Origin of the sequence: Actinacidiphila yeochonensis CN732, assembly GCF_000745345.1 — a bacterium.
GTDB lineage: Bacteria > Actinomycetota > Actinomycetes > Streptomycetales > Streptomycetaceae > Actinacidiphila > Actinacidiphila yeochonensis.
Genome location: NZ_JQNR01000005.1, coordinates 4,271,391 through 4,293,773 on the forward strand (window position 1 = coordinate 4,271,391; position 22,383 = coordinate 4,293,773).

20 protein-coding genes and 1 pseudogene are annotated in these 22,383 nt (G+C 76.1%); 11 read left to right on the forward strand and 10 right to left on the reverse strand.

Annotation, left to right across the window (positions count from 1 at the left end; translation table 11 throughout):
* Window positions 1-73 precede the first annotated feature (73 nt).
* Window positions 74-2,644, forward strand: coding sequence for a hypothetical protein (locus BS72_RS29300; RefSeq protein WP_157856354.1), 2,571 nt, complete (start codon window positions 74-76; stop codon window positions 2,642-2,644).
* Window positions 2,645-2,709: 65 nt separating this feature from the next.
* On the opposite strand, the gene BS72_RS29305 is transcribed toward BS72_RS29300, so the two are convergent.
* The 5 genes and pseudogenes from BS72_RS29305 to BS72_RS29325 form a co-directional block, all read right to left on the reverse strand.
* Complete coding sequence (locus BS72_RS29305; protein ID WP_037914850.1) at window positions 2,710-5,121, reverse strand: right-handed parallel beta-helix repeat-containing protein; 2,412 nt, start codon at window positions 5,119-5,121, stop codon at window positions 2,710-2,712.
* A gap of 251 nt (window positions 5,122-5,372) precedes the next feature.
* Window positions 5,373-5,996 (reverse strand): Rv1733c family protein, encoded by a 624-nt coding sequence (locus tag BS72_RS36025; protein WP_037914852.1) that lies wholly within the window; start codon window positions 5,994-5,996, stop codon window positions 5,373-5,375.
* Window positions 5,997-6,089: 93 nt separating this feature from the next.
* Entirely contained in the window at window positions 6,090-6,917 is an 828-nt protein-coding gene (locus BS72_RS29315) for an MOSC domain-containing protein (RefSeq protein WP_037914853.1), read from the reverse strand.
* A gap of 63 nt (window positions 6,918-6,980) precedes the next feature.
* Entirely contained in the window at window positions 6,981-7,559 is a 579-nt protein-coding gene (locus tag BS72_RS29320; RefSeq protein ID WP_037914855.1) for a DUF6643 family protein, read from the reverse strand.
* Window positions 7,560-8,017: 458 nt separating this feature from the next.
* Window positions 8,018-9,208: pseudogene (locus BS72_RS29325) on the reverse strand (glycosyltransferase); the annotation flags it as partial.
* A 182-nt stretch (window positions 9,209-9,390) separates the two neighbouring features.
* On the opposite strand from BS72_RS29325, the gene BS72_RS29330 reads away from it, so the two are divergent.
* The 4 genes from BS72_RS29330 to BS72_RS29345 all read left to right on the forward strand — a co-directional run bounded on the left by BS72_RS29330 (window position 9,391) and on the right by BS72_RS29345 (window position 11,905).
* Window positions 9,391-10,188, forward strand: coding sequence for a glutamate racemase (locus tag BS72_RS29330; protein ID WP_037914856.1), 798 nt, complete (start codon window positions 9,391-9,393; stop codon window positions 10,186-10,188).
* 45 nt (window positions 10,189-10,233) lie between these two features.
* Window positions 10,234-10,770, forward strand: coding sequence for a lipoprotein (locus BS72_RS29335; RefSeq protein WP_037914857.1), 537 nt, complete (start codon window positions 10,234-10,236; stop codon window positions 10,768-10,770).
* 144 nt (window positions 10,771-10,914) lie between these two features.
* Window positions 10,915-11,424 carry an NUDIX hydrolase gene (locus BS72_RS29340; protein WP_051951807.1) on the forward strand — a complete coding sequence of 170 codons (510 nt, stop codon included), beginning with the start codon at window positions 10,915-10,917 and terminating at the stop codon, window positions 11,422-11,424.
* 199 nt (window positions 11,425-11,623) lie between these two features.
* Entirely contained in the window at window positions 11,624-11,905 is a 282-nt protein-coding gene (locus tag BS72_RS29345; RefSeq protein WP_037914859.1) for a hypothetical protein, read from the forward strand.
* Between the two features lie 101 nt (window positions 11,906-12,006).
* Here BS72_RS29345 and BS72_RS29350 read toward each other — a convergent pair whose 3' ends face one another.
* The 4 genes from BS72_RS29350 to BS72_RS38930 all read right to left on the reverse strand — a co-directional run bounded on the left by BS72_RS29350 (window position 12,007) and on the right by BS72_RS38930 (window position 14,931).
* Complete coding sequence (locus BS72_RS29350; RefSeq protein WP_051951808.1) at window positions 12,007-12,453, reverse strand: PTS-dependent dihydroxyacetone kinase phosphotransferase subunit DhaM; 447 nt, start codon at window positions 12,451-12,453, stop codon at window positions 12,007-12,009.
* Entirely contained in the window at window positions 12,450-13,109 is a 660-nt protein-coding gene (dhaL, locus tag BS72_RS29355) for a dihydroxyacetone kinase subunit DhaL (RefSeq protein ID WP_037914861.1), read from the reverse strand. The genes BS72_RS29350 and dhaL overlap by 4 nt, the downstream gene beginning before the upstream one ends.
* A 201-nt stretch (window positions 13,110-13,310) precedes the next feature.
* Window positions 13,311-14,303: a dihydroxyacetone kinase subunit DhaK gene (gene dhaK / locus BS72_RS29360; protein ID WP_037914863.1), complete on the reverse strand. Its 993-nt coding sequence runs from the start codon at window positions 14,301-14,303 to the stop codon at window positions 13,311-13,313.
* Between the two features lie 322 nt (window positions 14,304-14,625).
* The gene (locus tag BS72_RS38930) at window positions 14,626-14,931 is read right to left on the reverse strand and encodes a hypothetical protein (RefSeq protein WP_322942531.1); all 306 of its coding nucleotides are present in this window, start codon (window positions 14,929-14,931) and stop codon (window positions 14,626-14,628) included.
* Between the two features lie 355 nt (window positions 14,932-15,286).
* On the opposite strand from BS72_RS38930, the gene BS72_RS29370 reads away from it, so the two are divergent.
* The 3 genes from BS72_RS29370 to BS72_RS29380 all read left to right on the forward strand — a co-directional run bounded on the left by BS72_RS29370 (window position 15,287) and on the right by BS72_RS29380 (window position 16,950).
* The gene (locus BS72_RS29370; RefSeq protein WP_037914866.1) at window positions 15,287-15,781 is read left to right on the forward strand and encodes a fluoride efflux transporter FluC; all 495 of its coding nucleotides are present in this window, start codon (window positions 15,287-15,289) and stop codon (window positions 15,779-15,781) included.
* Entirely contained in the window at window positions 15,778-16,152 is a 375-nt protein-coding gene (gene crcB / locus BS72_RS29375) for a fluoride efflux transporter CrcB (protein WP_037914868.1), read from the forward strand. The genes BS72_RS29370 and crcB overlap by 4 nt, the downstream gene beginning before the upstream one ends.
* A gap of 267 nt (window positions 16,153-16,419) precedes the next feature.
* The gene (locus BS72_RS29380; protein WP_232792564.1) at window positions 16,420-16,950 is read left to right on the forward strand and encodes a hypothetical protein; all 531 of its coding nucleotides are present in this window, start codon (window positions 16,420-16,422) and stop codon (window positions 16,948-16,950) included.
* A 45-nt stretch (window positions 16,951-16,995) separates the two neighbouring features.
* On the opposite strand, the gene BS72_RS29385 is transcribed toward BS72_RS29380, so the two are convergent.
* Window positions 16,996-17,766: an SDR family oxidoreductase gene (locus BS72_RS29385; RefSeq protein WP_037914870.1), complete on the reverse strand. Its 771-nt coding sequence runs from the start codon at window positions 17,764-17,766 to the stop codon at window positions 16,996-16,998.
* Between the two features lie 277 nt (window positions 17,767-18,043).
* Between BS72_RS29385 and BS72_RS29390 the strand changes: the two genes are divergently transcribed.
* From BS72_RS29390 to BS72_RS29400, 3 genes are all read left to right on the forward strand, one after another.
* Window positions 18,044-18,907: an oxygenase MpaB family protein gene (locus BS72_RS29390; RefSeq protein WP_037914871.1), complete on the forward strand. Its 864-nt coding sequence runs from the start codon at window positions 18,044-18,046 to the stop codon at window positions 18,905-18,907.
* A gap of 135 nt (window positions 18,908-19,042) precedes the next feature.
* Window positions 19,043-21,547, forward strand: a complete 2,505-nt coding sequence (locus tag BS72_RS29395; protein ID WP_198545977.1) for a serine/threonine-protein kinase — start codon at window positions 19,043-19,045, stop codon at window positions 21,545-21,547.
* Between the two features lie 54 nt (window positions 21,548-21,601).
* Window positions 21,602-22,318 carry an alpha/beta fold hydrolase gene (locus BS72_RS29400; protein WP_037914872.1) on the forward strand — a complete coding sequence of 239 codons (717 nt, stop codon included), beginning with the start codon at window positions 21,602-21,604 and terminating at the stop codon, window positions 22,316-22,318.
* Window positions 22,319-22,383: the final 65 nt, after the last annotated feature.

Sequence of the window (22,383 nt, forward strand, 5' to 3'; positions counted from 1 at the left end):
GCGGCGGGCGGTTGGTCGGCGACGCACGAGACGGGCGGGAAGCGCCGGACACAGCGCGAGGATCGGGGCACCAGTGACCACGGAGACCACAAAGACCGCGGAGACAACAGGGACGACGCAGACAGGGGACCGGCACAGCCGGGACCGCCGGGTGGGCGCACCGCCGATCGCCCTGGAGTTGCTGGTGCACGGGGTGGGCGGCACCACCCCGGAGCAGATGCTCGCCGACCCCAGGACGGTCCGGGTCGCCGGCGACGACACCGCCGGGCTCTACCGCCGCGCCCGCGACGCGGACGCCGAGCGGTACCGGGCGCGCCGCCGGGGGACCCCGGTGCCCGAGGCGTACTGCTGGTCCAACCTCACCTCGGGCAACGGCTGGCGTGCCCTGTGGCTGCTGCTGCTCCCGTTCATGATCGCCAACCTGGCGCACTGGATGCGCCCGCCGTCCCGCCGCTCCCGGCTGGCCGCCGGCTACGAGGTCGTCGTCAGGCTGCTCGCACTCACCCTCACGGTGCTGCTGGTCGCCGCGGCCTGCGAGGTCGCCATGGACGCCGTGGCGTGGCAGTGCGCCGGCCGCTCCGGCTGCTCCGGCAGCCACTCCTGGCTCGGCTTCGCCGCCGCGGACCGGGAGGGCTGGTGGAGCCGGCCCGGCCGCCGGCTCGCCCTCGCCGCGGCCGTGCCCGTCGCGCTCACCGGGCTGCTGTGGCTGGCCTCCCGGCGTTCCTGGTCCGCCTACGAGGCGCAGCGGCCCGCCGTCCCCGCCGAACCTCCCGCGCCCGGCAGCCCCGCGCTGGCCCTGCCCGGCTTCTGGTACGGGCGGCGCTCCGGCGCCCGGCTGCGTGCCGCCCACACCGCCGTCGCCCTCGCCACCGCGGCGACCGCGCTGACCGTCCCGGCGCTGACCCACGACCAGGGGCGCGGCGGCCCGCTGCGGGTGCTCGGCTGGGCGCTGGCCGGGTCCCTGGCCCTGCTCACCGCGGGCACCGCCGTCACCGCCGCCCGCTCCGGCCGCCGCGAACACGGCCTCGACGACGGCGGCGACCCGCTGGCCCAGGCCCTGCCGGCGGTCTCCGCCGCGCTGCTGGCGGCCGCCGCGCTCTACGCGGGCTGGAACCGCCCCGGTTGGGCCTCGGACGGCCCGTTGCCGGCCGCCTCCGCCTTCTTCACCGGCCTGACGATCCTGCAGAGCGCCCTGGTCGCGGTCCTCGCCGTCGCCGCCGCCCTGCTCCACCGGGCGCCGCCGCCGGGCCACCCGGGCCGCGGTGCCGCCATGGCAGGGCAGGCCGGTCCCGCCGTGGCCCTGCTGGCCTGCGTGATCGGCGGGCTGTTCACCGGCTGCGCGGCGCAACGCGCGGCGGACTGGCTGGACCGGGGCGGTACCCCCGGTGGACCCGGCAGCCCGCTGCCGGGTGCACCCGCCGTCCTCACCTGGCAGTCCGCCACCGTCCCGGTGGTGCTCGCCGTGGTCCTCGTGGTGGCGGGCGGCCTGGCGCTGCGGCTGCGCCGCCGGGAGCGGGCGCTGCGCCCGGAGGTGGAGCGGCTGTACCCGGGGGTGCCACACCAGCCGGCGCGGACCCGTGCCATCGCCGCGGCCATCGGCCGCGCCCGGCTCACCGACTCCGCGCCCCTCGGCGTCGCCACCCTGTGCGGTGCCGCGTTCGTGCTCGGCGGGGGAGCGGTGGCCGGGGCGTGGGCGGGCGGCGGCACCCCGGAAGAGGTCGCCGCGCACGCACCCGCACCGGTGGCCGGGCTGGCCGCCGCCGCACAGTGGCTCGGCTCGTGGCTGGCCGCGGCCGGGGCCGTCGCGCTGGTCGCGGTGGGCCGCCGCGCCTATCGCGACCTCTCCGCCCGCCGCATGGTCGGAATCCTGTGGGACGTCGGCACGTTCTGGCCGCGCGCCGCCCACCCGTTCGCGCCCCCCTGCTACGCCGAGCGGGCCGTCCCCGATCTCACGTGGCGGCTGGACACCTGGACCCGGAGCACCGGGGGCGTGATCGTCCTCTCCGGCCACTCCCAGGGCAGCGTGCTGTCCGCCGCGGCCGTCTGGCAGCTGGGGCCCGCCGCACGGTCCAGGGTCGCCCTGCTCACCTACGGCTGCCCGCTGGCCCGCCTCTACGGTCGCTGGTTCCCGGCGCACTTCGCTCCCGCCCTGCTGCGCGACCTGCACGACACGCTGCCGGCCTGGCGCAACCTCTGGCGCCGCACCGACCCCATCGGCGGGCCGGTCCTGCTCGGCGGGCGCGGCAACGGCCTTGACGGGCGCGGCAGCGGCCTTGACGAGGGTACGGGCACGCGCGTCCCGCGTGCCGTCATCACCGAGGCGCAGGCCGCCCCGCCCTGCCGAGGTGACGCCGCCATCCCGGCTCCGGCCCGACCCGAAACGGCCGACCCCCTGTCGAAGGAGCCGCTGAGGGCGCCGGAACCGGAGGGTCCATGGGCCGCCGTCGACGTCGGGCCGCTGCTCGATCCGGTCGCGTACGGCCGCAGCGCCGCCCACCCGCTGCCCGAACCCGTCCTCGCCCACACCGGCTTCCAGACCGACCCCGCCTACGCCGAGCAGCGTGCCCTCCTGCTGTCCCGCTTCGGCCCGGCGGTCTCCACGGCGCTCCCCGCCCCCGCGCCCGCGGAGCCCGACCCGGTGTGAGCCGGGGCCGGCCCGGATCGGGTCGGGCTGACCCGATCCGGGCCGCGGCGCGGCCGCGGCCCCGGCTACGGCAGCGTCGGGAGGTCCTCGGGGTGGAGGAGCTGGAGTTCCTCGTGGGTCGGGTCGGCGATCTGCGCCAGCCGTACCGCGTGGCTCTCCACCATCGCCTCGAAGGTCTGCCGCGCGGTGCGGCCGTTGCCGAACGCGGGGCCCTTGGGGATGGCGGTGAAGTACTTCAGCAGTGCCTCGGAGGTGTCGTCGGCGATCTCGTACTGCTGGTCGGCGGACTGCGTGCCGACGATCTGCAGCAGCTCCTCCGGGCTGTAGTCACTGAACGTGATGGTGCGTGAGAAGCGTGAGGCGACACCGGGGTTGGAGTCGAGGAAGCGTTCCATCTCCGCCGTGTAGCCCGCGACGATCACCACCACCGCGTCCCGGTGGTCCTCCATCAGCTTCACCAGGGTGTCGATCGCCTCCCGGCCGAAGTCCCGGCCCGCGTCCTCCGGCGCGAGCGCGTACGCCTCGTCGATGAACAGCACGCCGCCGCGGGCCCGTTCGAACGCCTCCTGGGTGCGGATGGCGGTCGAGCCGATGTGCTCGCCCACCAGGTCCACCCGCGCCACCTCCACCAGGTGGCCGCTCTCCAGGACCCCGAGCGACGCCAGGATCTCGCCGTACAGCCGTGCCACGGTGGTCTTGCCGGTGCCGGGGGAGCCGGTGAAGACCAGGTGGCGGCGGGGCGAGGGGGCCTTGAGGCCGGCCTGCTCGCGGCGCCGCCCGACCGAGATCATGTCGATCAGGGTGCGCACCTCCCGCTTGACGCCCTCCAGGCCGACCAGCGCGTCCAGGTCGCCCAGGACGTCCGTGCTCTCCCGGGTGGCCACCCGCACCTGCGGCGGAGCGGCGGGCTCGGCAGGCCGCTGCGGCGGCACCCCGCCGAGCACACCGAAGGACTGCCCGCCGCTCACCGCCCGCAGCGGCTCCGGCGGCGGGGTCGCCGACGGCTCCTGTGCCGCGGCCTTGTCGCTCGTGCAGTCCTCCACCACCGGCCCCGGCTCGGCGAACTCGTACCCGCCCCGGGCGCACCGCTCGGTGCGGCACCGGGTCAGGGTGGAGCGGCAGCCGTCGATCACGTGGAAGCCGTACCCGCTGCTGCCGGTCACCCGGCAGCCGGTGAACGTGCCCCGCCCGCCGGCCGAGACGTAGACACCCGCCTCCGACGGGTTGGTGATCGTGCAGCGCTCCAGGGCCGGGTCGGCGCCCTTGGTGACGATGACGCCGGTCGAGGTGGCGTCGATGGTCGTCTGGGAGAGGGTGCCGCCGCTGCCGTGGTCGCGGAACCAGGCGCCGGTGGCGGCCTCCCGGATACGGCAGTCGTCGAGCTGGACGACGGCGCCGTCGCTCACCGACACGGCCGTGTTGCGGATCTGCGTGAAGTCGCTGTCCACGACGTCGGCGCGCGAGCCCCGGTCGAGCACGAACAGCGCGTCCGGGACGTCGTGCACCCGGCAGGAGTCCAGTATGGCCACCGCGCCGTCGCTCACCCACACGGCCGGGTAGTCGCCGGAACTGTCGTGTATTTCGCACTGGTTGGCGTCCACCCGGGTGCCCGGGTCCCACACCGACAGGCCGTTGCGGCCGAAGCCGCGCACCGTGCAGCGGGTGAGGGTGAGCACCGAGCGGGCCCGCAGGTCGACGGCGTTCTCGGGGACGTCGTGGATGTCGCAGTCGTTCAGGGCCAGCACCGCGTCGGTGTCCAGGCTGATGCCGTCACCCGTGGTGCGGTGCACCTGGCAGTCGGTGAACTGGCCGGCGCCGCGCGCCGACAACTGCACGCCGGGCCCGCGCACCTCGTACACCTCGCAGCTGACCGCCTCCAGGTTGCTGCCCTCGCCGGTCACCTCCAGTCCCGCCCCCGAGGCGTGGTGCACCCGGCAGCGCTCCAGCCGCGGTCCGGCGCCGCCGCGCACCGACACCCCGCTCTGCCCGGCCGAGACGACCTCGCACTCCTCGAACAGGCCCCCGGCGCCGTCCAGGACGCTCACCCCGATCCCGGCCGGGTTGTCCACCACGCAGCGGCGGACCGTCGGCCGGGCCCCGTCGCGCACTTCCAGCCCCACCGCGGAGCGGGTCGAGATGCGCAGGCCGACCAGTTCGGGGGTGCTCCGCTCGACGAGGAGGGCGGGTGAGGTGACGTCCTGGCATTCGACGGTGAGGTCGTGCACGGCGGCCGGGGCGCGCAGTGTCAGGCCGACGCCGGAGGACGGCGCGATCCGGACCGTCCCTGGACCGTCGGCGCAGCGCAGCACCACCGCGTGGTCGAGGACCAGATTCTCCCGGTAGGTGCCCGCACCCACCGAGAGCACGTCGCCGTCGCTCGCCGCCTCCAGCGCGGCGGCGAGCGACTCGTACTCACCTGTGCGGCGGCGCCACCGAGAACCGCTCGGATTGGTCACCTGCACCACGCCATGTGCCATCGGGCTGCCCTGCCCCCACCTCTTGCGATCGGCCGACCGGGGGTCAACGGTAGCGTGCTGCGAGGTGTGCCCGTGACCGCGACCCGGTGAACGGACGGCGCACTCCGGCGCGCCCGGAGGCGGCCCTTCCGCCGAGGCGGCCGGCGCGCGATGCCGCAGATGGCGCGCCGTCAGCCGTCAGCCGCCGGTCGTCAGCCGCCGGTCGTCAGCCGCCGGTACGGCCGGGACACGGCGCTGCGGCTGGCGCGCCGTCAGCCTCCGGCGCCCGCCCGGCCCCAGTTCTGCCCGACGCGGGCCCACTCGCGCTCCCACGACGCCATGCGGCGGCGCATCAGGCGCCACATCGCCACCTGGCGGGTGATGACGATCAGGCCCGCCACGGTGGAGGCGGCGGCGGTGCCGGTGAGCACCGCCCGGGTGTCGGCGGTGACGGGGTCCAGGGGCACCGGGACCAGGTCCCCCCGCCGGTCCACCCACAGCCGGACGCCTCCCCGCTGCCACACTTCGAGGTCCGAGGAGACCGCCGCGGTGTGCGTGCTGCCGTTCGGGGCGGTCCACCTCAGGACGTCGCCGTGGCCCGACAGTCCGGCCCGGGGATCGTTCCTCGCCCCCTCGGCGGTCCGGGCGACCACGACGCCCTTGGCGCCGGACTCGACGGTCGCGGGCACGAGGGCGCGTTGCGCGTGCTGGGCCCGCACCGTCTGCCGGAGGGCCCGGTCGGCCGACTGGCCGGCCCACCAGCCGAGCAGCGGGGTCAGGCACAGCAGCACGGCGCTGACCAGCACCAGCCACGCCTCGACGACATCGGTGGGACGGCGCAGCGCGTTGCGCCGCCACCGCCACCCGCGTCGGACCAGCCCTTCGCGACGGCTCATCGGCGGCCACCCCCTCTCACACCCTTCAACTACCGCGGACGGCGTGATTCATGCGTGTCCGCCCGCAGGGGTCGCGCGACGGGGCGCGGAAAGTCACTCCATCAGGGTCAACGCGTCGCCGACGTGCAGGGTTCCGGGCGCCTCGGGGATGAGGTTCTGGCCGAACAGCAGCTTTCCCGCGCCGGTGCGGCGGCGGGCCAGCGCGGGCAGCGGTTCACGGCCGCGCTCGCCGGTGACCTGGTCGGTGGTGGTGACCACGCACCGGGCGCACGGCTTGGGCGCCCGGAAGACCACCTCCCCGATACGCACCCGGCGCCACCCGTGCTCGGCCCACGCCTCCGTCCCCTCCACGACCACGTTGGGCCGGAACCGGTCCATCGGCAGCGGCCCCTCGTGCGGTGCCGTCCCCTGGGAGACCAGGTCGTTGAGGGCGGCCAGGGACGCCGTGGCCGTCAGCAGCAGCGGGTAGCCGTCGGCGAGGCTGACCGTGTCGCCGGGCAGGGCGTACTCGGGGTCCACCAGCCGGGGCAGGGCGACCGGGTCCTGGTGGACCAGGCGGACGGGCGTGCCCAGGAACGCGCTCAGCCACGCGTCGGCCTCCGGGCCGGCCGCGCGCACCCGGATCTCGTCCTTGAAGTGCCTGACGAGCAGCTCCGGGCCGGGCGGCGGCACCGCCACCGTCAGCGGGGCGCCGCCGGCCACCGACAGCCGCACCGCGCCGTCCGGCAGGAGCGCGGCGTCGACCCGGGCGAGTGCGGGCTGCTCCCGCTGCGTCACCGAGCGCAGTGTCCGGGCGTCGGCGATCATCCACCGGCGGTCGCCCGCGAGTCCCCACGGCTCGACGACCGCCGTACGCACGCCGGTGGTGCGCAGCGATTTCACCGGATAGAGGTACAGGGCGGCAACGCGCGGCGGTGTCATCCCCCCAGGGTGCCATCGCCGCGGCTGGTCCCCCGATCCGCCCCGGCCCCGCACGGTGTCGCGTCAGCCCTGGTAGTAACCGCCCCCGTGCTGCTGCTGCGGGGGCACGCCGGCGCCGAGGTTGCGGCGCTGGTAGAGGTCCTCGGGGTGGCCACCGGGCATCTGGCGGGGCGCCATCGGGCGCGGCGGCACCGGACGGGCGGTGTCGTATCCGGAGGGTGACGGGTGCTGGGGGTTCTGCGTCGGCTGCCCGCCGCCGTTCCAGCCCCCTCCGTAGGCCGCCGGCCGCGGGGCCGGCGCCGGCTGGGGTGTGTACGGCGTGGCGGGCTGCGGGTAGCCCTGGGCCGGGTAGCCGTTCTGCACCGGCTGGGGCTGGCCGTAGGACGGCTGCGCGGACGGCCCGGAGGGCAGCGCCGGCAGCGCGGGCAGCGCCGGGCGCATAGGCATGTTCCCGCTGTTGCCGAAGGCGTTGAAGCTGCCGGTGTCGTACGACGGGTAGGGCGCTGGCACGCGGATGGGTGCGATCTGCGGGGTGCCGCGTTCGGCCACGAGGCTGTCGTAGATCGGGGTGTCCGGGAAGGACGCAGACGAAGGGTAGTAGCTGCCGGAGCCGCCACCGTACGAACCGCGGGGGGTGGTCATGAGCCATAAGTTAAGCCCACGATGTGGTCGTTGGGGAGACCGATTTGATGGTTGTTTTGCGTGCAGTGGGTGACCTCCGGTCATCAATACGAGCGAACCTGTGGAAAACGGTCCGCATATGCCGCTGTGATCAGGTAAAAGCCGCGTTTCGCGGACCCGTCGGCGTGTCGGGTGAAGCCCGTCGGGAATGGTGGGGCCGAAGGGCGCCGAGGGGAGTTCGATGGCGCCGCCGCGAAGCGCGGTGCCTGGTGCCCCCGCGCGGGCTCAGCCCCCAGCGCACCGCCGGCTACGCCGACGGATGGGGCCTGGCCTGGCCGCCCGGGCCCGCGTCCTGACGCACGGCCTCCGGGCACGCTTCCGACCCCACGGCCGCCGCGGCCCGGACCGACCGGGCGGACTGGGGCGCCCCAGGAGGCGAGTCCGGCCTCCAAGGGCGCGCACCCGGCCGCGCCGCTCGCTCAGACCGACGGGTCCGGCTTGGCGTAGGTGCGGCCCTTCCAGGCCGCGCCCTGGCCGCGGTAGTGGCGTACCGCCGAGTCCACCGTCATCAGCAGGTACAGCGCCGCCGTGTACGGCAGCAGGGGCGCCAGCCGGCGCGGCTGCCCGTAGTACCGCAGCATCGGCAGGTACGTGCCCGCCATCACGGCCCAGGCCGCCGCACCCAGCGCGCACAGCGGCCACGCCCCGGCGACCGCGCCGCCCACCGCGGCGACCGGCGGCACCAGGTAGACCAGCGCGAGCCCCAGCACCGTTCCGGCCAGGACCAGGGGGTTGTGCCGCAGCTGGGCGTAGGCGCTGCGGGCCACCATCCGCCACAGCTCGGCCAGGTCCGGGTAGGGGCGGACGCTGTCGACCCGCTCGGCCAGGCCCAGCCAGATCCGCCCGCCCGAGCGCTTGACCGCGCGGGCCAGCGCGACGTCGTCGATCACCGACTGGCGGATCGTGTCCGGCACCCCCGCTGCCTCGGCGGCCGTGGCGCGCAGCAGTACGCAGCCGCCGGCGGCCGCCGCCGTGCGCCCGCGCGGCCGGTTGATCCAGCGGAACGGGTAGAGCTGCGCGAAGAAGTACACGAAGGCCGGGACGATCAGCCGCTCCCAGCCCGTCTCCACCCGCAGCCTGGCCATCTGGGAGACCATGTCCAGGTCGTGGTCGCGGGCGGCCTCGACCAGCGCCCGCAGGCTGCCCGGGCGGTGTGCGATGTCCGCGTCCGTGAGCAGCAGGAACTCCGCGCCGGTGCGCTCGCGGGCCAGGTCCATGCCGTGCCGCACCGCCCACAGCTTGCCGGTCCAGCCGGCCGGCGGCTCGCCCGGCGAGGACACCGTCAGCGGCAGCGAACCCGGCCGCCGGCCCAGCTCCCGGGCGATGCCGCCGGTGCCGTCGGTGCTGCCGTCGTCGACGAGGAACACCTCCGCGCGGCCCGGGTACTCCTGCTCCAGCAGTGAGGCCAGGCTCACCCCGATCACCTCGGCCTCGTCCCGGGCGGGCACCACCACCGCGACGTCGGGCCACTTTGCGGGCCCGGCCCCGGGGCGCCCGCCCGCGTCGCCGGACACGCCCCGCCCGCGTCGCCGGACCGTCCGGCCCGGGAGCCGGGCAGCCGCACGTCCGTGCGCCAGAACCCGCCCTGCCCGGCCAGCAGCCAGATCCACGCCACCAACGACACCCCGGCGATACCCGTCATCACACTCACCCCCGCAGTCTGCCGGACCGCCCCCGCCGGCCGGCGGACGGCACCCCGCCCGCGTCCCCGGGCCCGGAGGCCGGGCGCCCCGGAGCGGGCCGGGTGCGGCGCGGGAGGGCCGGCGCGGCGGGCGGTCGTAAAGTGTGGGGTGTGAAGATCGGCTTGGTGGATTCGGGGATCGGACTGCTCGCCGCCGCGGCGGCGATCCGGCGGCTGCGGCCGGACGCGGACCTCGTGCTGTCCTCGGACCCCGAGGGCATGCCCTGGGGGCCGCGCACGCCGCAGGACGTGGCCGGGCGGGCCCTGGAGTGCGCGCGGGCCGCCGCCGCACGCGGGCTGGACGCCCTCGTGGTGGCCTGCAACACGGCGTCCGTGCACGCCCTGCCCGCGCTGCGGGCCGAGTTCGAGCCGCTGCTGCCCGTCGTGGGCACGGTGCCGGCGATCAAGCCCGCCGCGTCGGCCCACGCCGCCGTGGCGATCTGGGCCACCCCGGCCACCACCGGCAGCCCCTACCAGCGCGGACTCATCGACGAGTTCGGCAACGGCGCCCGCGTCACCGAGGTGCCCTGCCCGGGGCTCGCCGACGCCGTGGAGGCCGGGGACGCCGCCGCCGTGGCCGCCGCCGTGGCCGCCGCAGCCGCCCGCACCCCCGCCGGCACCGAGGCGGTCGTCCTCGGGTGCACGCACTACGAGCTCGTCGCCGACCGCATCGCCGAGGCCGTCCCCGGCGCCCTCCTGTACGGGTCGGCCGACGCGGTCGCCGCCCAGGTGCTGCGCCGCGTCGCCCTCTCGGCGCAAAGTGGCCAAGTTCACAAGGATGCCGCAGGGGAGGGTCCGCGGGGCGGTGCTCTGGAGGTGCTGCTGGACGGGCGCGCGGCCGAACTCTCCCCCGTCGCACGGGTGTACCCCCAGGGCGCCCTTCTGGCCGAAGCGCCGGCGAGGGCCTGAGCATGTCCGGTGCCGCCGGACCGGGCTGTGGGTACGCTGCGAGGCATGACGCACGCCCCCCGGCCGGAGAACGGCGCGTCCCAGGTGTGGACGGGCCGGGCCAGTAACCGTATGCAGTGGGTGCTCGCCGCCATGGGCGGCGCGTGCCTCGCGCTGGGCATCGTCCTCGCCGTGGAGGGCCCTGGCCCCACCGCGGGGCTGGCGCCCCTGGTGATGTCCGTCGTGGGCTGCCTCGCCGTCGGCCTCCTGGTGCTGTTCGGCACCGTGGCCTTCACCCACGTGCGGGTACGCGTGGACCGGGAGGCTGTCGACGTCCGCTGCGGGCACATCGGGGTGCCGCGCCGCCGCATCCCGCTGGCCGAGGTGAGCGGCGCCCAGCTCGCCCCCTGGATCAGCCCGCGCTCCTGGGGCGGCTGGGGCTACCGCTGGCGGCCCGAGAAGGGCACCGCCGTCGTCGTCCGGCGCGGCCCCGGAGTCGTCATCGACCTCGGCGGCGGCCACTGCTTCACCGTGACCGTCGACGACGCCGAGGGCGCGGTCCGCACCATCCGCGAACTGCTCGGCCTTGCCTCGTCCCGCTGAACCGCCGCCGGCGGGGGCCGGGCCGGATACCGGCCGCGGCGCCCCCGCTGCCGACCCCGTGACCGTGGCGCCGCCTCGGGCGGCGGCACGCGTTCGCCTCCCGCCCGCCCGATGCCCGGCGACGCCGTCTCGTAGGCTCTGGGCATGGCGACTCCCAAGTTCATCCAGGACATCCGGGCGAAGGCCGGGCACATCCTCCTGCTGCTCCCGGGCGTGGTGATGGTGGTCTTCGACGGCCAGGGCCGGGTTCTGCTCAACCTCCGTTCGGACAACGGGAAGTGGGCGCTCATCAGCGGCATCCCGGACCCCGGGGAGCAGCCCGCCGAGGCGGCCGTGCGCGAGATCATGGAGGAGACGGGGGTGTCGGCGGTCGTGGAGCGGGTGGTGAGCGTCTTCACCAACGAGCCGGTGGAGTACGGCAACGGCGACCTCGCCCAGTACACCGACATCGTGCTGCGCTGCCGCGCGGTCGGCGGGGAGGCCCGGGTGAACGACGACGAGTCGCTGGACGTCCGCTGGTTCGCGGTCGACGACCTGCCGCCTCTGGGGCCGATCGCCCGGGAGCGGATCGCGATGGCCCTGGCGGACGAGCCGACCTGGTTCGCGCCCGCCGCCCCGCCCGTTCCCGACGCCCAGGCGGCTCCCGGGGCCTGAACCCTGCTGCCGCCCCGGCCCCGGACCCGCGCCGGGTGCCGAGCCGCGTTCCGGCCGGTGGCTCCTGGGGTCGGGGCGGCCCTGGGGGAGACAATCTGACGGATGGTCATACCTATGCTGGCCAGCGGACTTTGTCAGTGCGTGGGAGTAAAATCGACAGTGTTCGAAAGGGTTGGCCGACGCCTCAGGAGGAAGCCCGATGGCCGCTGCCGTACTGCCCCTGCCGATGCCCATGGAGGGGCGCCACGCCCCACTGCCGAAGAGGCCGCTGCCCGCCGGACTGCCCCGGGAGTGGTACGTGTCCCACAACCGCCGGCTCAAGACGATGCGGCTCGCCATCGCCCTGCTCGACTCGGGCGTCTACGAGCCGGAGCAGGCCGGCAACGGCCTGATCCGGCGTACCGCCGAGCGGATAGGCGTGCACGCGCCGTCCGACCTCACCTGCCGGATGGTGCGCCGCATGCTCACCTACGGCCGCTGAGCCGGCCCCGTCCCGCGCGCTGCCGGGCCGTCCGCATCCGCCGCCGTGCGGTGCGGACGGCCCGGCAGCGCCCACCGCTTCGGGCCGGGCGCCGCCGGCCGTCAGGTCTTGCGGTACGTGTAGGCGTCCGCGGCCGCGGCCGCCACGGCGTCGAGGTCGGCGCCCGTGGAGGCCGTGACCACCGCGGCCACCGCTCCTTCCAGGAACGGCGCGTCCACCAGCCGTGTCCCGGCCGGGAGCTCCTCGTCGGCCAGCAGCGCCTTGACGGTGAGGACGGCGCTGCCCAGGTCGGCGAGGACGGCCACCCCGGCGCCCCGGTCCACGGCGTGCGCGGCCGAGGAGATCAGGTCGGAGCTCGTCCCCAGGCCGCCGTCCGGCCCGCCGCCGGCGGGTGCCACGGGCACGTCGGCGCCGCCTCCGGTGAGCGCCCTGGCGAGGTCCGCCACGGCCTGGGCCGCGGCGGCGCTGTGGGAGACGAGGACGACGCCCACCAGCGGGCGCTTCTCGCGTACGGGGGTGTCCGGGCTGTCCCCGGTGGGCGCGGTCATACGGCGGCCTCCTGCACGGTGTCGGCCAGGGCGTTCAGCAGCAGGGCCGCCGAGGTCGCCCCCGGGTCCTGGTGGCCCACGCTGCGCTCGCCCAGGTAGCTGGCGCGGCCCTTGCGGGCCCGCAGCGGGACGGTGGCCAGCGCGCCCTCGTCGGCGGCGCTCGCGGCGGCGGCCAGCGCGGCCGCGGTGCCGCCGCCGTCGTCGAGCGCGGCGCCCATCGCGTCCACGGCGGGCAGCAGCGCGTCGAGCATGGTCTTGTCGCCGGCCGCCGCGCCGCCGAGCTGGGCCACCCCGGCCACGCCGGCCCGCAGCGCGTCCCGCAGCGCCGCGCCGTCCACGGCCGCCGCGTCGCCGAGCTCCTTGCCCGCGCGCCGCAGCAGCGTGCCGTACAGCGGGCCGGAGGCGCCGCCGACCGAGCTGATCAGCTGCCGCCCGGTCGCCACGAGGACCGCGCCGGGCGTCTGCGGCGGCTCCTGCTCGACGGCCGAACGCGCGGCCTGGAAGCCGCGCCGCATGTTGGTGCCGTGATCGGCGTCGCCTATGGGGGAGTCCAGATCGGTCAGGTGCGCGGCTTCTCGGTCGAGCACCGCGGCGGCCGTCTCCAGCCAGCGGCGCATCAGCGCCGCGTCCACGGGGGCGTCGGGGGTGGCGTTCATGCGTGACCTTTCGACGGTTCGGCGGGTGTCGGGCCGGTGGCGCACCGGCGGAACGGGGGCGGCTCCCCGGGGAGCCGCCCTGGCGGTCGGTGGTCGGCGGTCGGTGGCTGTCGGTCGGTCGCGGTCAGCGGCGGGTCGTCGGTGGTGGGTCGTCAGGGGCCGTACGACGTCGGGCCGGACGGTCGCGCGCCTGTGCGGCGGTCAGCAGCCCCAGCGCAGCGCCGGGGTCGACACCGGCGCGTCCCACAGCCGCAGCAGCTCCTCGTCCGCCTCGCAGACCGTGACCGAGGCACCCGCCATGTCCAGCGAGGTGACGTAGTTGCCCACCAGGAAGCGGGCGACCGACACCTTGCGTTCGGTCAGCGCCCGGTGCACCTCGGCGGCGAAGCCGTACAGCTCCAGCAGCGGGGTGGCGCCCATGCCGTTGACGAGAAGGAGGACCGGCGCCTCGGGGCGGCGGTCCTCGACGACGGCGTCCACCGCCGCGTCCGCGATCTCGCGGGAGGTCATCATGGCCCGGCGCTCGCGGCCCGGCTCGCCGTGGATGCCGACGCCCAGCTCCAGCTCGCCCTCCGGCAGGTCGAAGGTGGGGCCGCCCTTGGAAGGGGTGCTGCACGCGCTCAGCGCCACACCGAAGCTGCGGGAGACCTCGTTGACCCGGCGGGCGACGGCGGCGACCTCCTCCAGCGGCGCGCCCTCCTCGGCGGCGGCGCCGGCCAGCTTCTCCACGAACAGCGTCGCGCCGGTACCGCGCCGGCCCGCCGTGTACAGGCTGTCGGTGACCGCGACGTCGTCGTTGACCAGCACCTTGGATATCTGGACGCCCTCGTCCTCGGCCAGCTCGGCGGCCATGTCGAAGTTGAGCACGTCACCGGTGTAGTTCTTGACGATGAAGAGCACGCCGGCCCCGCTGTCCACCGCGGCGGCGGCCCGCACCATCTGGTCGGGCACCGGGGATGTGAAGACCTCGCCGGGACAGGCCGCGGTCAGCATGCCCATCCCGACGAACCCGCCGTGCAGGGGCTCATGCCCGGAGCCGCCCCCCGACACCAGCCCCACCTTGCCCTCGAAGGGCGCGCCCCGGCGGACGATCACCTGGCGCTCGACGTCCACCGTCAGGTCCGTATGCACCGCGGCGAAACCCCGCAGCGCGTCGGCGACCACCGTCTCGGGCACGTTGATCAGCATCTTCACGGGTACTCTCCCTGGCACGTCACCAGACGCCCCGCACCCCGGCCGGCAGCCGGCCGCGGACCGTCCAACGGATGGTTGAGCCTCGGCGCTGCCGGGCGCCGCACGCGCCCGCGGGGCACCCCGCGGCGACCGGTGCCCCGCCTGGCCGGGTGGCTCCCCGGCGACGGGGTATCGGCACCCGGTCCCTCGTCCCGCGCGTGTCCCGCACGCAGCCGGCGCATGGCTCCAGTATCCGCTGGTGATCGGCAATCGTCACGGCGAACGTACGACCTACTCCGCGGCGCCTGCCGTCCGCCGGGCGCCGGCGCACCGCCGCGCCGGCCTACCGCGCGGCCGCCGAGGTACCCGGCCACGCCGCCGCCACCGCGCTCCCGAGCAGCTCAGCGGCCGCGTCGACGGCCGCGTCGACGGCCGCGGCCAGCGCGGCGGGCGCGCCGGTCAGGCCGGCCAGCACCCCGTCGACGTCCCGCAGGCCGGCTGAGGCAAGGAGGTGCTTCTCGTCGGCCACCCACGTCCCGCGCGCCGCCAGCACGCCGTGCGCGGCTTGGCAGGCGGCCGTGGCGATCGCGCCGGCGCAGTCGGCGAGGTGCCCTTGCCGCGCGCCCTCGTCCTCTCCGTTGCCCCGCACCACGCCTACCGTCCGCACCGTCCTCACGGCTCGTCCCGTCGGCTGTCGACTGCGGCCAACCGCGGGCAGCCGCCGCAACCGGACACGTTCCGGCACCCGCACCCTCGGTCGAAGTCCGCCCGGCTGCGCCCGAACCCGAGCCGCCCCGCGCCCGGACGCGCCCCGGGCACCCGATAGGGTGGGATCAGCGGCACCGGAAGGTCGCCGCCACGGCGGTGGGGCCCGCCGTACCCGAACCGCGGCGACACCGCCGCCAACGGTCCCTGCTTGCGACGCGCACCCGTGCGCGCGCCCGTACCGTCCACCGACGGCGCGGGGTCCGCGCGCGCCCGTACCCGGCGAGTAGGAGTTTCCCGTGCCCAGCGACCCCCGTCCTCCCCTGGCCGGCGAACCGGTCGACCCCGACGTCGACCTGCGCGTCCCGGAACAGCGTGCGGAGACGAGCCCCAGCCCCGCGCCGGTGCTCGCGGTGATCGCCGTGGGCGGTGTGATCGGCTCCTGCGCCCGCTACGGGGCCGGCCTGCTGTGGCCCACCGCCGCCGGCGCGTTCCCGTGGACGACGCTGGGGATCAACGTCGTCGGCTGCTCGGTCATCGGCGTGCTCATGGTGGTGATCACCGAGGTGGTCACACCGCACCGCCTGGTACGGCCGTTCTTCGGCACGGGCGTGCTCGGCGGTTTCACCACCTTCTCCACCTACGCCAACGACGTGCGGGGCCTGATCGACGGCGGCAACCCCCGTACCGGCCTGGCCTACATGGCCCTCACCCTTCTCGCGGCGCTCGCCGGGGTGTGGCTCGCGGCCACGGCCACCCGGCGGCTGCTCGTCCACCACCGGGAGGCACGGTGAACTGGCTGCTGGTGATCGCGGGCGCCGTGGTCGGAGCCCCGCTGCGGTACCTCACCGACCGCGCGGTGCAGTCCCGCCACGACACCGCCTTCCCCTGGGGAACCTTCCTGGTGAACGTCTCGGGCTGCACCCTCCTGGGCTTCCTCAGCGGCGCCACCACCGCGGGCGCCATCTCCTCGCACCTGGTGCTGCTGCTCGGCACCGGCCTGTGCGGCGCCTTCACCACCTACTCGACCTTCTCCTACGAGACGTTGCGACTCGCCGAGAGCGGCGCCCGCCTACAGGCGGCGGTGAACGCCGTCGGCATTGTGGCGGCGGGGCTGGGCGCGGCCTTCACCGGCGCGGCGGTCGCCCAGGCGCTCTGGCAGTAGCCGCGCCCATCCCTCTCCGCGGGGAGCATGACATCACCGCCAGGATCAGCACCAACGACATCTCCACTGCGGCATCATCCGGTCGGCCGTCCGCCGATTCCCGAGCGGCCGGCCAACCAGATGACCGACCGTTGAAGTGGGGTGCCCGGCCGTGCGGGCCCGCACGGCCGACGGCTTGGACGCGTCGGCCAGGGTCCTGCCCGGAGCGGCGGCTGGTGAGCGGGAAGAGGGTGCACGGTGTGCAGGGCGGATCGTGAGGCGGCGGCGGTGAGCGCCACAGCGGCACTGGCGACGGCGTACCCGAGCCTGACGCGGGGGCGTTCTCCGCACCCCGCGCTCGCCGGCTGTGAGGACGTGGCGTGGTCGGCGGTTCCTGGTTGCCCGAAAGACGTCCCGGTCGTGTTGCGCGGCCTGCTCGACCCGGACGCGGCCGAGCAGGCCGAAAGCGTCCTGGGGTGGATTCTGTTGTCGGGGCCGATGGCCATCAGCGCGGCGACTCCGGCCTTCGTGCCCTTCCTGCTGCGTCTGGCCGCCGACCCGTCCGTCCCGCGACGGGGTGAACTGTTCGGTCTGGTGCTGGTGGTCGCCGCCCTTTCGGAGCCGTCCGACCCCGGCAACGCGTGGTCCCTTGCGCTCAGCGGCGCCGAGCAGGATCATCCTGAACGGCGCCTGTGCCGGGCATCGTTCGCCGCTGACGCCGCGTTGGTGCTGGGCTTGCTGGCCGACGAGGAGCTGTCGGCGGCCTCCTCGCTGAGTGAGGACGACCGCACCTCGCTGCTCCGGGCCGCCGGGCTGTGACGCGCACGAGAGCCACGCTGCCGCGCGCCCGTGACGGCGGCGGGGTCACGTCGTCCACCGCTTGAGCGCGGCGCGGCCCGCCTCCTCCGCCAGCCACTCGTCGAACGCCTGCCGGGCCCTCGCCGCCCGCCCGGACGGCAGCAGCGCGCCCTCCGCGACCGCCCGGCCCGCCGCGCCCGGCAGCGGTACCGGCAGCACCAGGCGGCGCTCGCCGCGTGCCCGCGCCACTCCGCGCACCATGTCCGGCAGGTACTCCTCACGGGGCCCCGCCAGCTCCGGCGCGACTCCCAGCGGCGGTCCGACGGCCAGTTCGGCGAGGGCGGCGCCCACCTCGCGCACCGCCACCGGCTGCACCCGGGCCTTCGGGACCGCGGCCACCGGCCCCGGCGTCCGGTCCAGCAACTGCCGGGGGAACTCGTGGAACTGCGTCGCCCGCAGCACCGTGCACGGCACCGGGCCCGCCGCGGCGAGCCGCTCCTGCCGCAGCTTGCCCCGGTAGTAGCCCAGGCCCACCCGGTCCACGCCGACGATCGACAGGACCACGTGGTGCGCGACGCCCGCACGGCGTTCGGCGTCCAGCAGCATCCGTCCGGCCGTGTCGAAGAAGCCGACCGCCGCCCGGCGCGTGACCGCCGTCGTGTTCGAGACGTCCACCACGGCCGCCACCGACTCCAGGGCGGCGTCCAGTCCGGCGCCGGTGAGCAGGTCGACCCCCGCGGAGCGGGCCAGCACCACCGGATCGTGGCCCAGGTCCCGCAGCGCGGCGGCCACGTGCCGCCCGGCCAGGCCGGTCCCGCCGGCCACCGCCACCCGCATCCCGACCGCTCCTCCCGTCCGGACCGCGCTCCGGCGGCGCCCGCGGGCACCGCGCACCCGCCACCAGCGCAGTATCGCCCCCGGGAGGCCGCGCCACCCGTCAGCCGGCACCCCCGCGCGCGGCGGGGCGGGGCCGCGGGCTCCCACAGCTCGGGCCTCACCATTACCGTGGGTGGTGTCAAGGAGGGCGGCGGGCGGGACAGCCTGTTGTGGCAGGCAGGCAGGCAGGCGGACCGGGCGGCGCCCACGGTCCCCGCGGGACGACACGGAGGCGGCGATGCGTGACGCGGACCCCGGGCTCTTCGGGCCCGGCTCGGTGACCTGGCAGTTGCACGGCGACCCGATCATGTGGGTCGGCGGGGTACGCGCGCTCTACCTCCAGGCCCTGCATCCCCGCGCGGTCCGAGGCGTCGCCCAGAACTCCGACTTCCGGCAGGACGCCTGGGGCCGGCTGCTGCGTACGGCCTCCTTCGTCGGCGGGACCACCTACGGCACCACCCTCGCGGCCGAACGCGCCGGCGCCCGCATCCGCGGTATCCACCGCCGCCTGACGGCCACCGACCCGGAGACCGGCGAACGCTTCCGGATCGACGATCCCGAGCTGCTGCTGTGGGTGCACTGCGCGGAGATCGACTCCTACCTCTCCGTGGCCCGCCGCTCCGGCTACCCGCTGACCGACGCGCACGCCGACGCCTACGTCGACGAGCAGCGGGAAGCGGCCCGCCTGGTCGGCCTGGACCCGGCCGACGTGCCCGCCGACACCGCCGAACTCGCCCGCTACTTCGAGAAGGCCGAGCCCCTGCTCGCGACCACCCCCGAGGCCCACGACGTGCTGCGCTTCCTGAAGTCGCCGCCGGTGCCGGCCCCGCTGGTGCCGCTGCGGGCGGCGCTGTGGGGGACCCTGTCCGCCGCCGCCTACGCGGCTCTGCCGCCCTACGCGCACGCCCTCTACGGCACGCCCCCGCCCTCCGCGGCCGGCACCGACCGGCGGCTGCGCGCACTGGGCCGGCTGCTGCGCGCCGTCCCGGCCACGGGGCGCTGGCAACTGCCGCCGGGCCACATCCTCAAGGCCGTCGGACGGCTCGGCCCGGGCACCCACCCCTCGCCCCGCCGACTGCCGCCGCCACGAGCGGGGAGTTGACGCGCACGGGGTTGACGTACCGGGGCCGCCGGGGGACGGACCGGCCATACTGGGGCGGGGAAGCACGAGCGGCCCGCGGGACACGACCCCCCGTCGGGCAGGGGAAGCACCGACAGCACGGGGGCGGCGGCGCTGATGACGGCTGGACAGCAGCAGGAACGGCAGGGCGGGGACGCCCCGCCGCAGGAACGGGTGCCGGAACCGGCACTCCGACGGGCACAGGAGGCCGCACGGGAAACGGTCCAGGGGCAGTCGGCGGGCCGCGCCGCCGGGACGCCGAACGGCGGCCGAGGGTACGCGGGGCCGCGCGGCGAGGCGGGCCCGCGCGACCTGCGTGAGCTGCGCAGGCCGTCCGGAGCCGACACCGGCACGGACGTCCTGGAGCCGGCGGGCCCCGGCACCGGAGATGCTGACACCGCGTACCCGCCTGGCCGGCACCCGGACCTCTCCGCCCCGTACCGCACGGGGCCCGCGGTGCCCTCGGCCGTCGCGGTCGTCCAGGGCCGCTACCGGCTGCACGAACTCATCGGACGCGGCGGCATGGGTGAGGTGTGGCGTGCCCTCGACGAGTCCCTGGGCCGCCGCGTGGCCGTCAAGTGCCTCAAACCGCTGGGCCATTCCGGTGATGCCTCGTTCACCCGCGTGCTGCGCGAGCGGTTCCGCCGAGAGGCCAGGGTCGCGGCCTCCCTCCAGCACCGCGGCATCACCGTCGTCCACGACTTCGGCGAGCACGACGGGCTGCTCTTCCTGGTGATGGAGCTGCTCGACGGCCGCAACCTGCGCCAGGCGCTGGACGACGGGCAGCGCCGGCCGCTGCCCGTGCCGGAGGTCGCCGACATCGCCGAGCAGGTGACCGCCGCCCTCGCCTACACCCACGCCCAGGGCGTCGTACACCGGGACCTCAAGCCCGCCAACGTCATCCGGCTGACCGACGGGACGGTGAAGATCTGCGACTTCGGCATCGCCCGCCTCGGCCACGAGATCGGCTTCACCTCCCGGCTGACCGGGACCGGTGTCGCCATGGGCACCCCGCAGTACATGTCGCCCGAGCAGATCGGCGACTCCGAGGTCGACCACCGCAGCGACCTGTACTCCCTGGGCTGCGTGCTCTACGAACTGGCCACCGGGCGACCGCCGTTCGACCAGGACGACGCCTGGTCGATCCTGGTCAGCCACCGCGACGCGGTACCGGAGCCGCCGCGCGCGCTGCGGCCCGAGCTGCCCGCGGCGCTGGAGGAGCTGATCCTCCACCTCCTCGCCAAGGACCCCGCCGACCGGCCCCAGGACGCGGCGGACGTCGCCACCCGTCTGAGGAGCGCCCGTTCCGCCCCCGGCGCCGGCCGCCCGGTGGTCGGGGCCGAGGGACCGCCGCCCGACTGGGCCCGGACGCTGAGCGCGGGCCCCGCCGCCCGCTCGACCCTGCGGGCCCTGCCCCCGGCGCCGGCCCACCACGAGCTGACCGGCGTCTGGTCCACCCGCGCCACCGGGGCGCACCCGGACCCGGCGGAGGTCGGCACCCTCGACGCCCGGCAGTCCGAGGCCGCCGACCACGGCCGGATCGGCAACTGGCAGCAGTCGTACGACCTGCACACCGCGGTGGCCGCCGACCGCGACCGGCTCCAGGGCACCGAGCACCCCGACACTCTCGCCAGCCGGCACGAGGCGGCCTACTGCCTGGCCCGCCTCGGCCGTACCGAGGAGTCCCTGCGCCTGTACTCCTACGTGGCCGAGGTCCGCCGCCGGGTGTTCGGGCCCGACCACGCCGCCACCCTCGCCGCCCGCCACGAGGCCGCCTACGCGCTCAGCGTCCTGGGCCGCCGTCTGGAGGCCCACCAGGAGTTCTCCGCCGTGCTCGCCGGCTACGGACGCACCCTCGGGGCCGACCACCCCGACGGGCTGCGGTGCAAGCACAACCTCGCCTACAACCTGGGCGAGCTGGGGCGGACGGAGGAGGCGCACACCGCCGCCGAGGAGGTGTACGCCGCCCGCAGCCGGGCGCTGGGAGCCGACCACCCGGAGACGCTGAGCAGCCGGTTCGAGGTCGGCTACACCCTCGGCCGGGCCGGCCGCTGGTCCGAGGCACTGGCCGTCCACCGCGAGGTGGCCGCCGCGCGCTCCAGGCTGCTGGGCCCCTGCCACCCGCACACGCTCGCCGCCGACTACGAGACCGGGATCTGCCTGGGCCGGCTCGGCCGTCCCCGGGAGGCGCTGGAGCTCTACGAGAGGCTGGTCGCCGACCTGGTCCGGACCGCCGGCTCCGCCGACGAGGAGACGCTGCGGGCCCGCCAGGCGTTCGGCGTCAACCTGGGCCGCCTCGGGCTGTGGGACCGGGCGCTGGCCGAGGCACGGGACGTGGCGGCCGTCCGGCAGCGGGTGCTGGGGCACGCCCACCCGGACACCCTGGTCAGCAAGCGCGAGATCGCGGTCTGCCTGGGCTGGCTCGGCCGCTGGTCCGAGGCGCTGGCCGTCTACCACGAGGTGGCCGAGGCCCGCGAGGCCGTGCTCGGCCCCGTCCACCCCGACACCCTCACCTCCCGCAACGACGAGGCGCGCTGCCTTGAGCACCTGGGGCGCGACGACGAGGCGCAGGTCCTGTACCGGAAGGTCGCCGCCCACCACGACGGCCTGGAGGCGCTGTAGCCCGCCGCGTGCGGCGGACGGCGTGGTGGGCGCCCGCGCGGCTATGGTCGCGGTATGGGAGAGGTCACGGCGTACGAGGTCGGCGGGGTGCGGCTGGTGTGCGAGGAGGAGGGGCCTTCCGGCGGGCCCGCGGTGGTGCTGCTGCACGCGCTCGGTGAGGACCGCACCTCCTGGCGCTCCGTCACTCCCGCGCTGGCGGCTGACGGATGGCGCACGCTGGCCCTGGACCAGCGCGGCCACGGCGCCAGCGACCGCCCGGGGGAGTACGCCTTCGAGGCGATGCGCGACGACGTGCTGGGCCTGCTCGAACTGCTGGGTCTGGAGCGGGCGGTGTTCGTGGCGCACTCCATGGGCACCGTCCCTGCCTCGCTGGCCGCGATGGACCGGCCGCACGTGGTGGCCCGGCTGGTACTGGAGGAGGGGCCGCTGCCCTTCCCGGCCGACCCTCCGCGCCCGGTGCCGCAGGGGCCGGACGGTTCGGCCCGCTACGACTGGCGGGTGGTGCGCGACGTCGCCCGGCAGCGCAACGCCCCGCCCGCGCGGCACTGGGACGGCCTCGCGGAGATCACCGCGCCCACCCTGGTCGTCGCCGGCGGCCCGCGCAGCCACCTGCGCCAGGACCACCTCGCGCGCGTCGCCGCCCGCATCCCCGGCTCGGCGCTGACGATGCTGGACGCCGGACACATGGTCCACGACGAGCGGCCGGCGGAGTTCCTCGCGGTGCTGCGGGGGTTCCTGGGCCGCCCGTTCGCCACGCCGGGCGGGGCCTGACCGGACGCCTTTGATGCCGGACGCCGCCGGACGCCGCCGGATGACGCAGGGCGATGCCGGGCGGG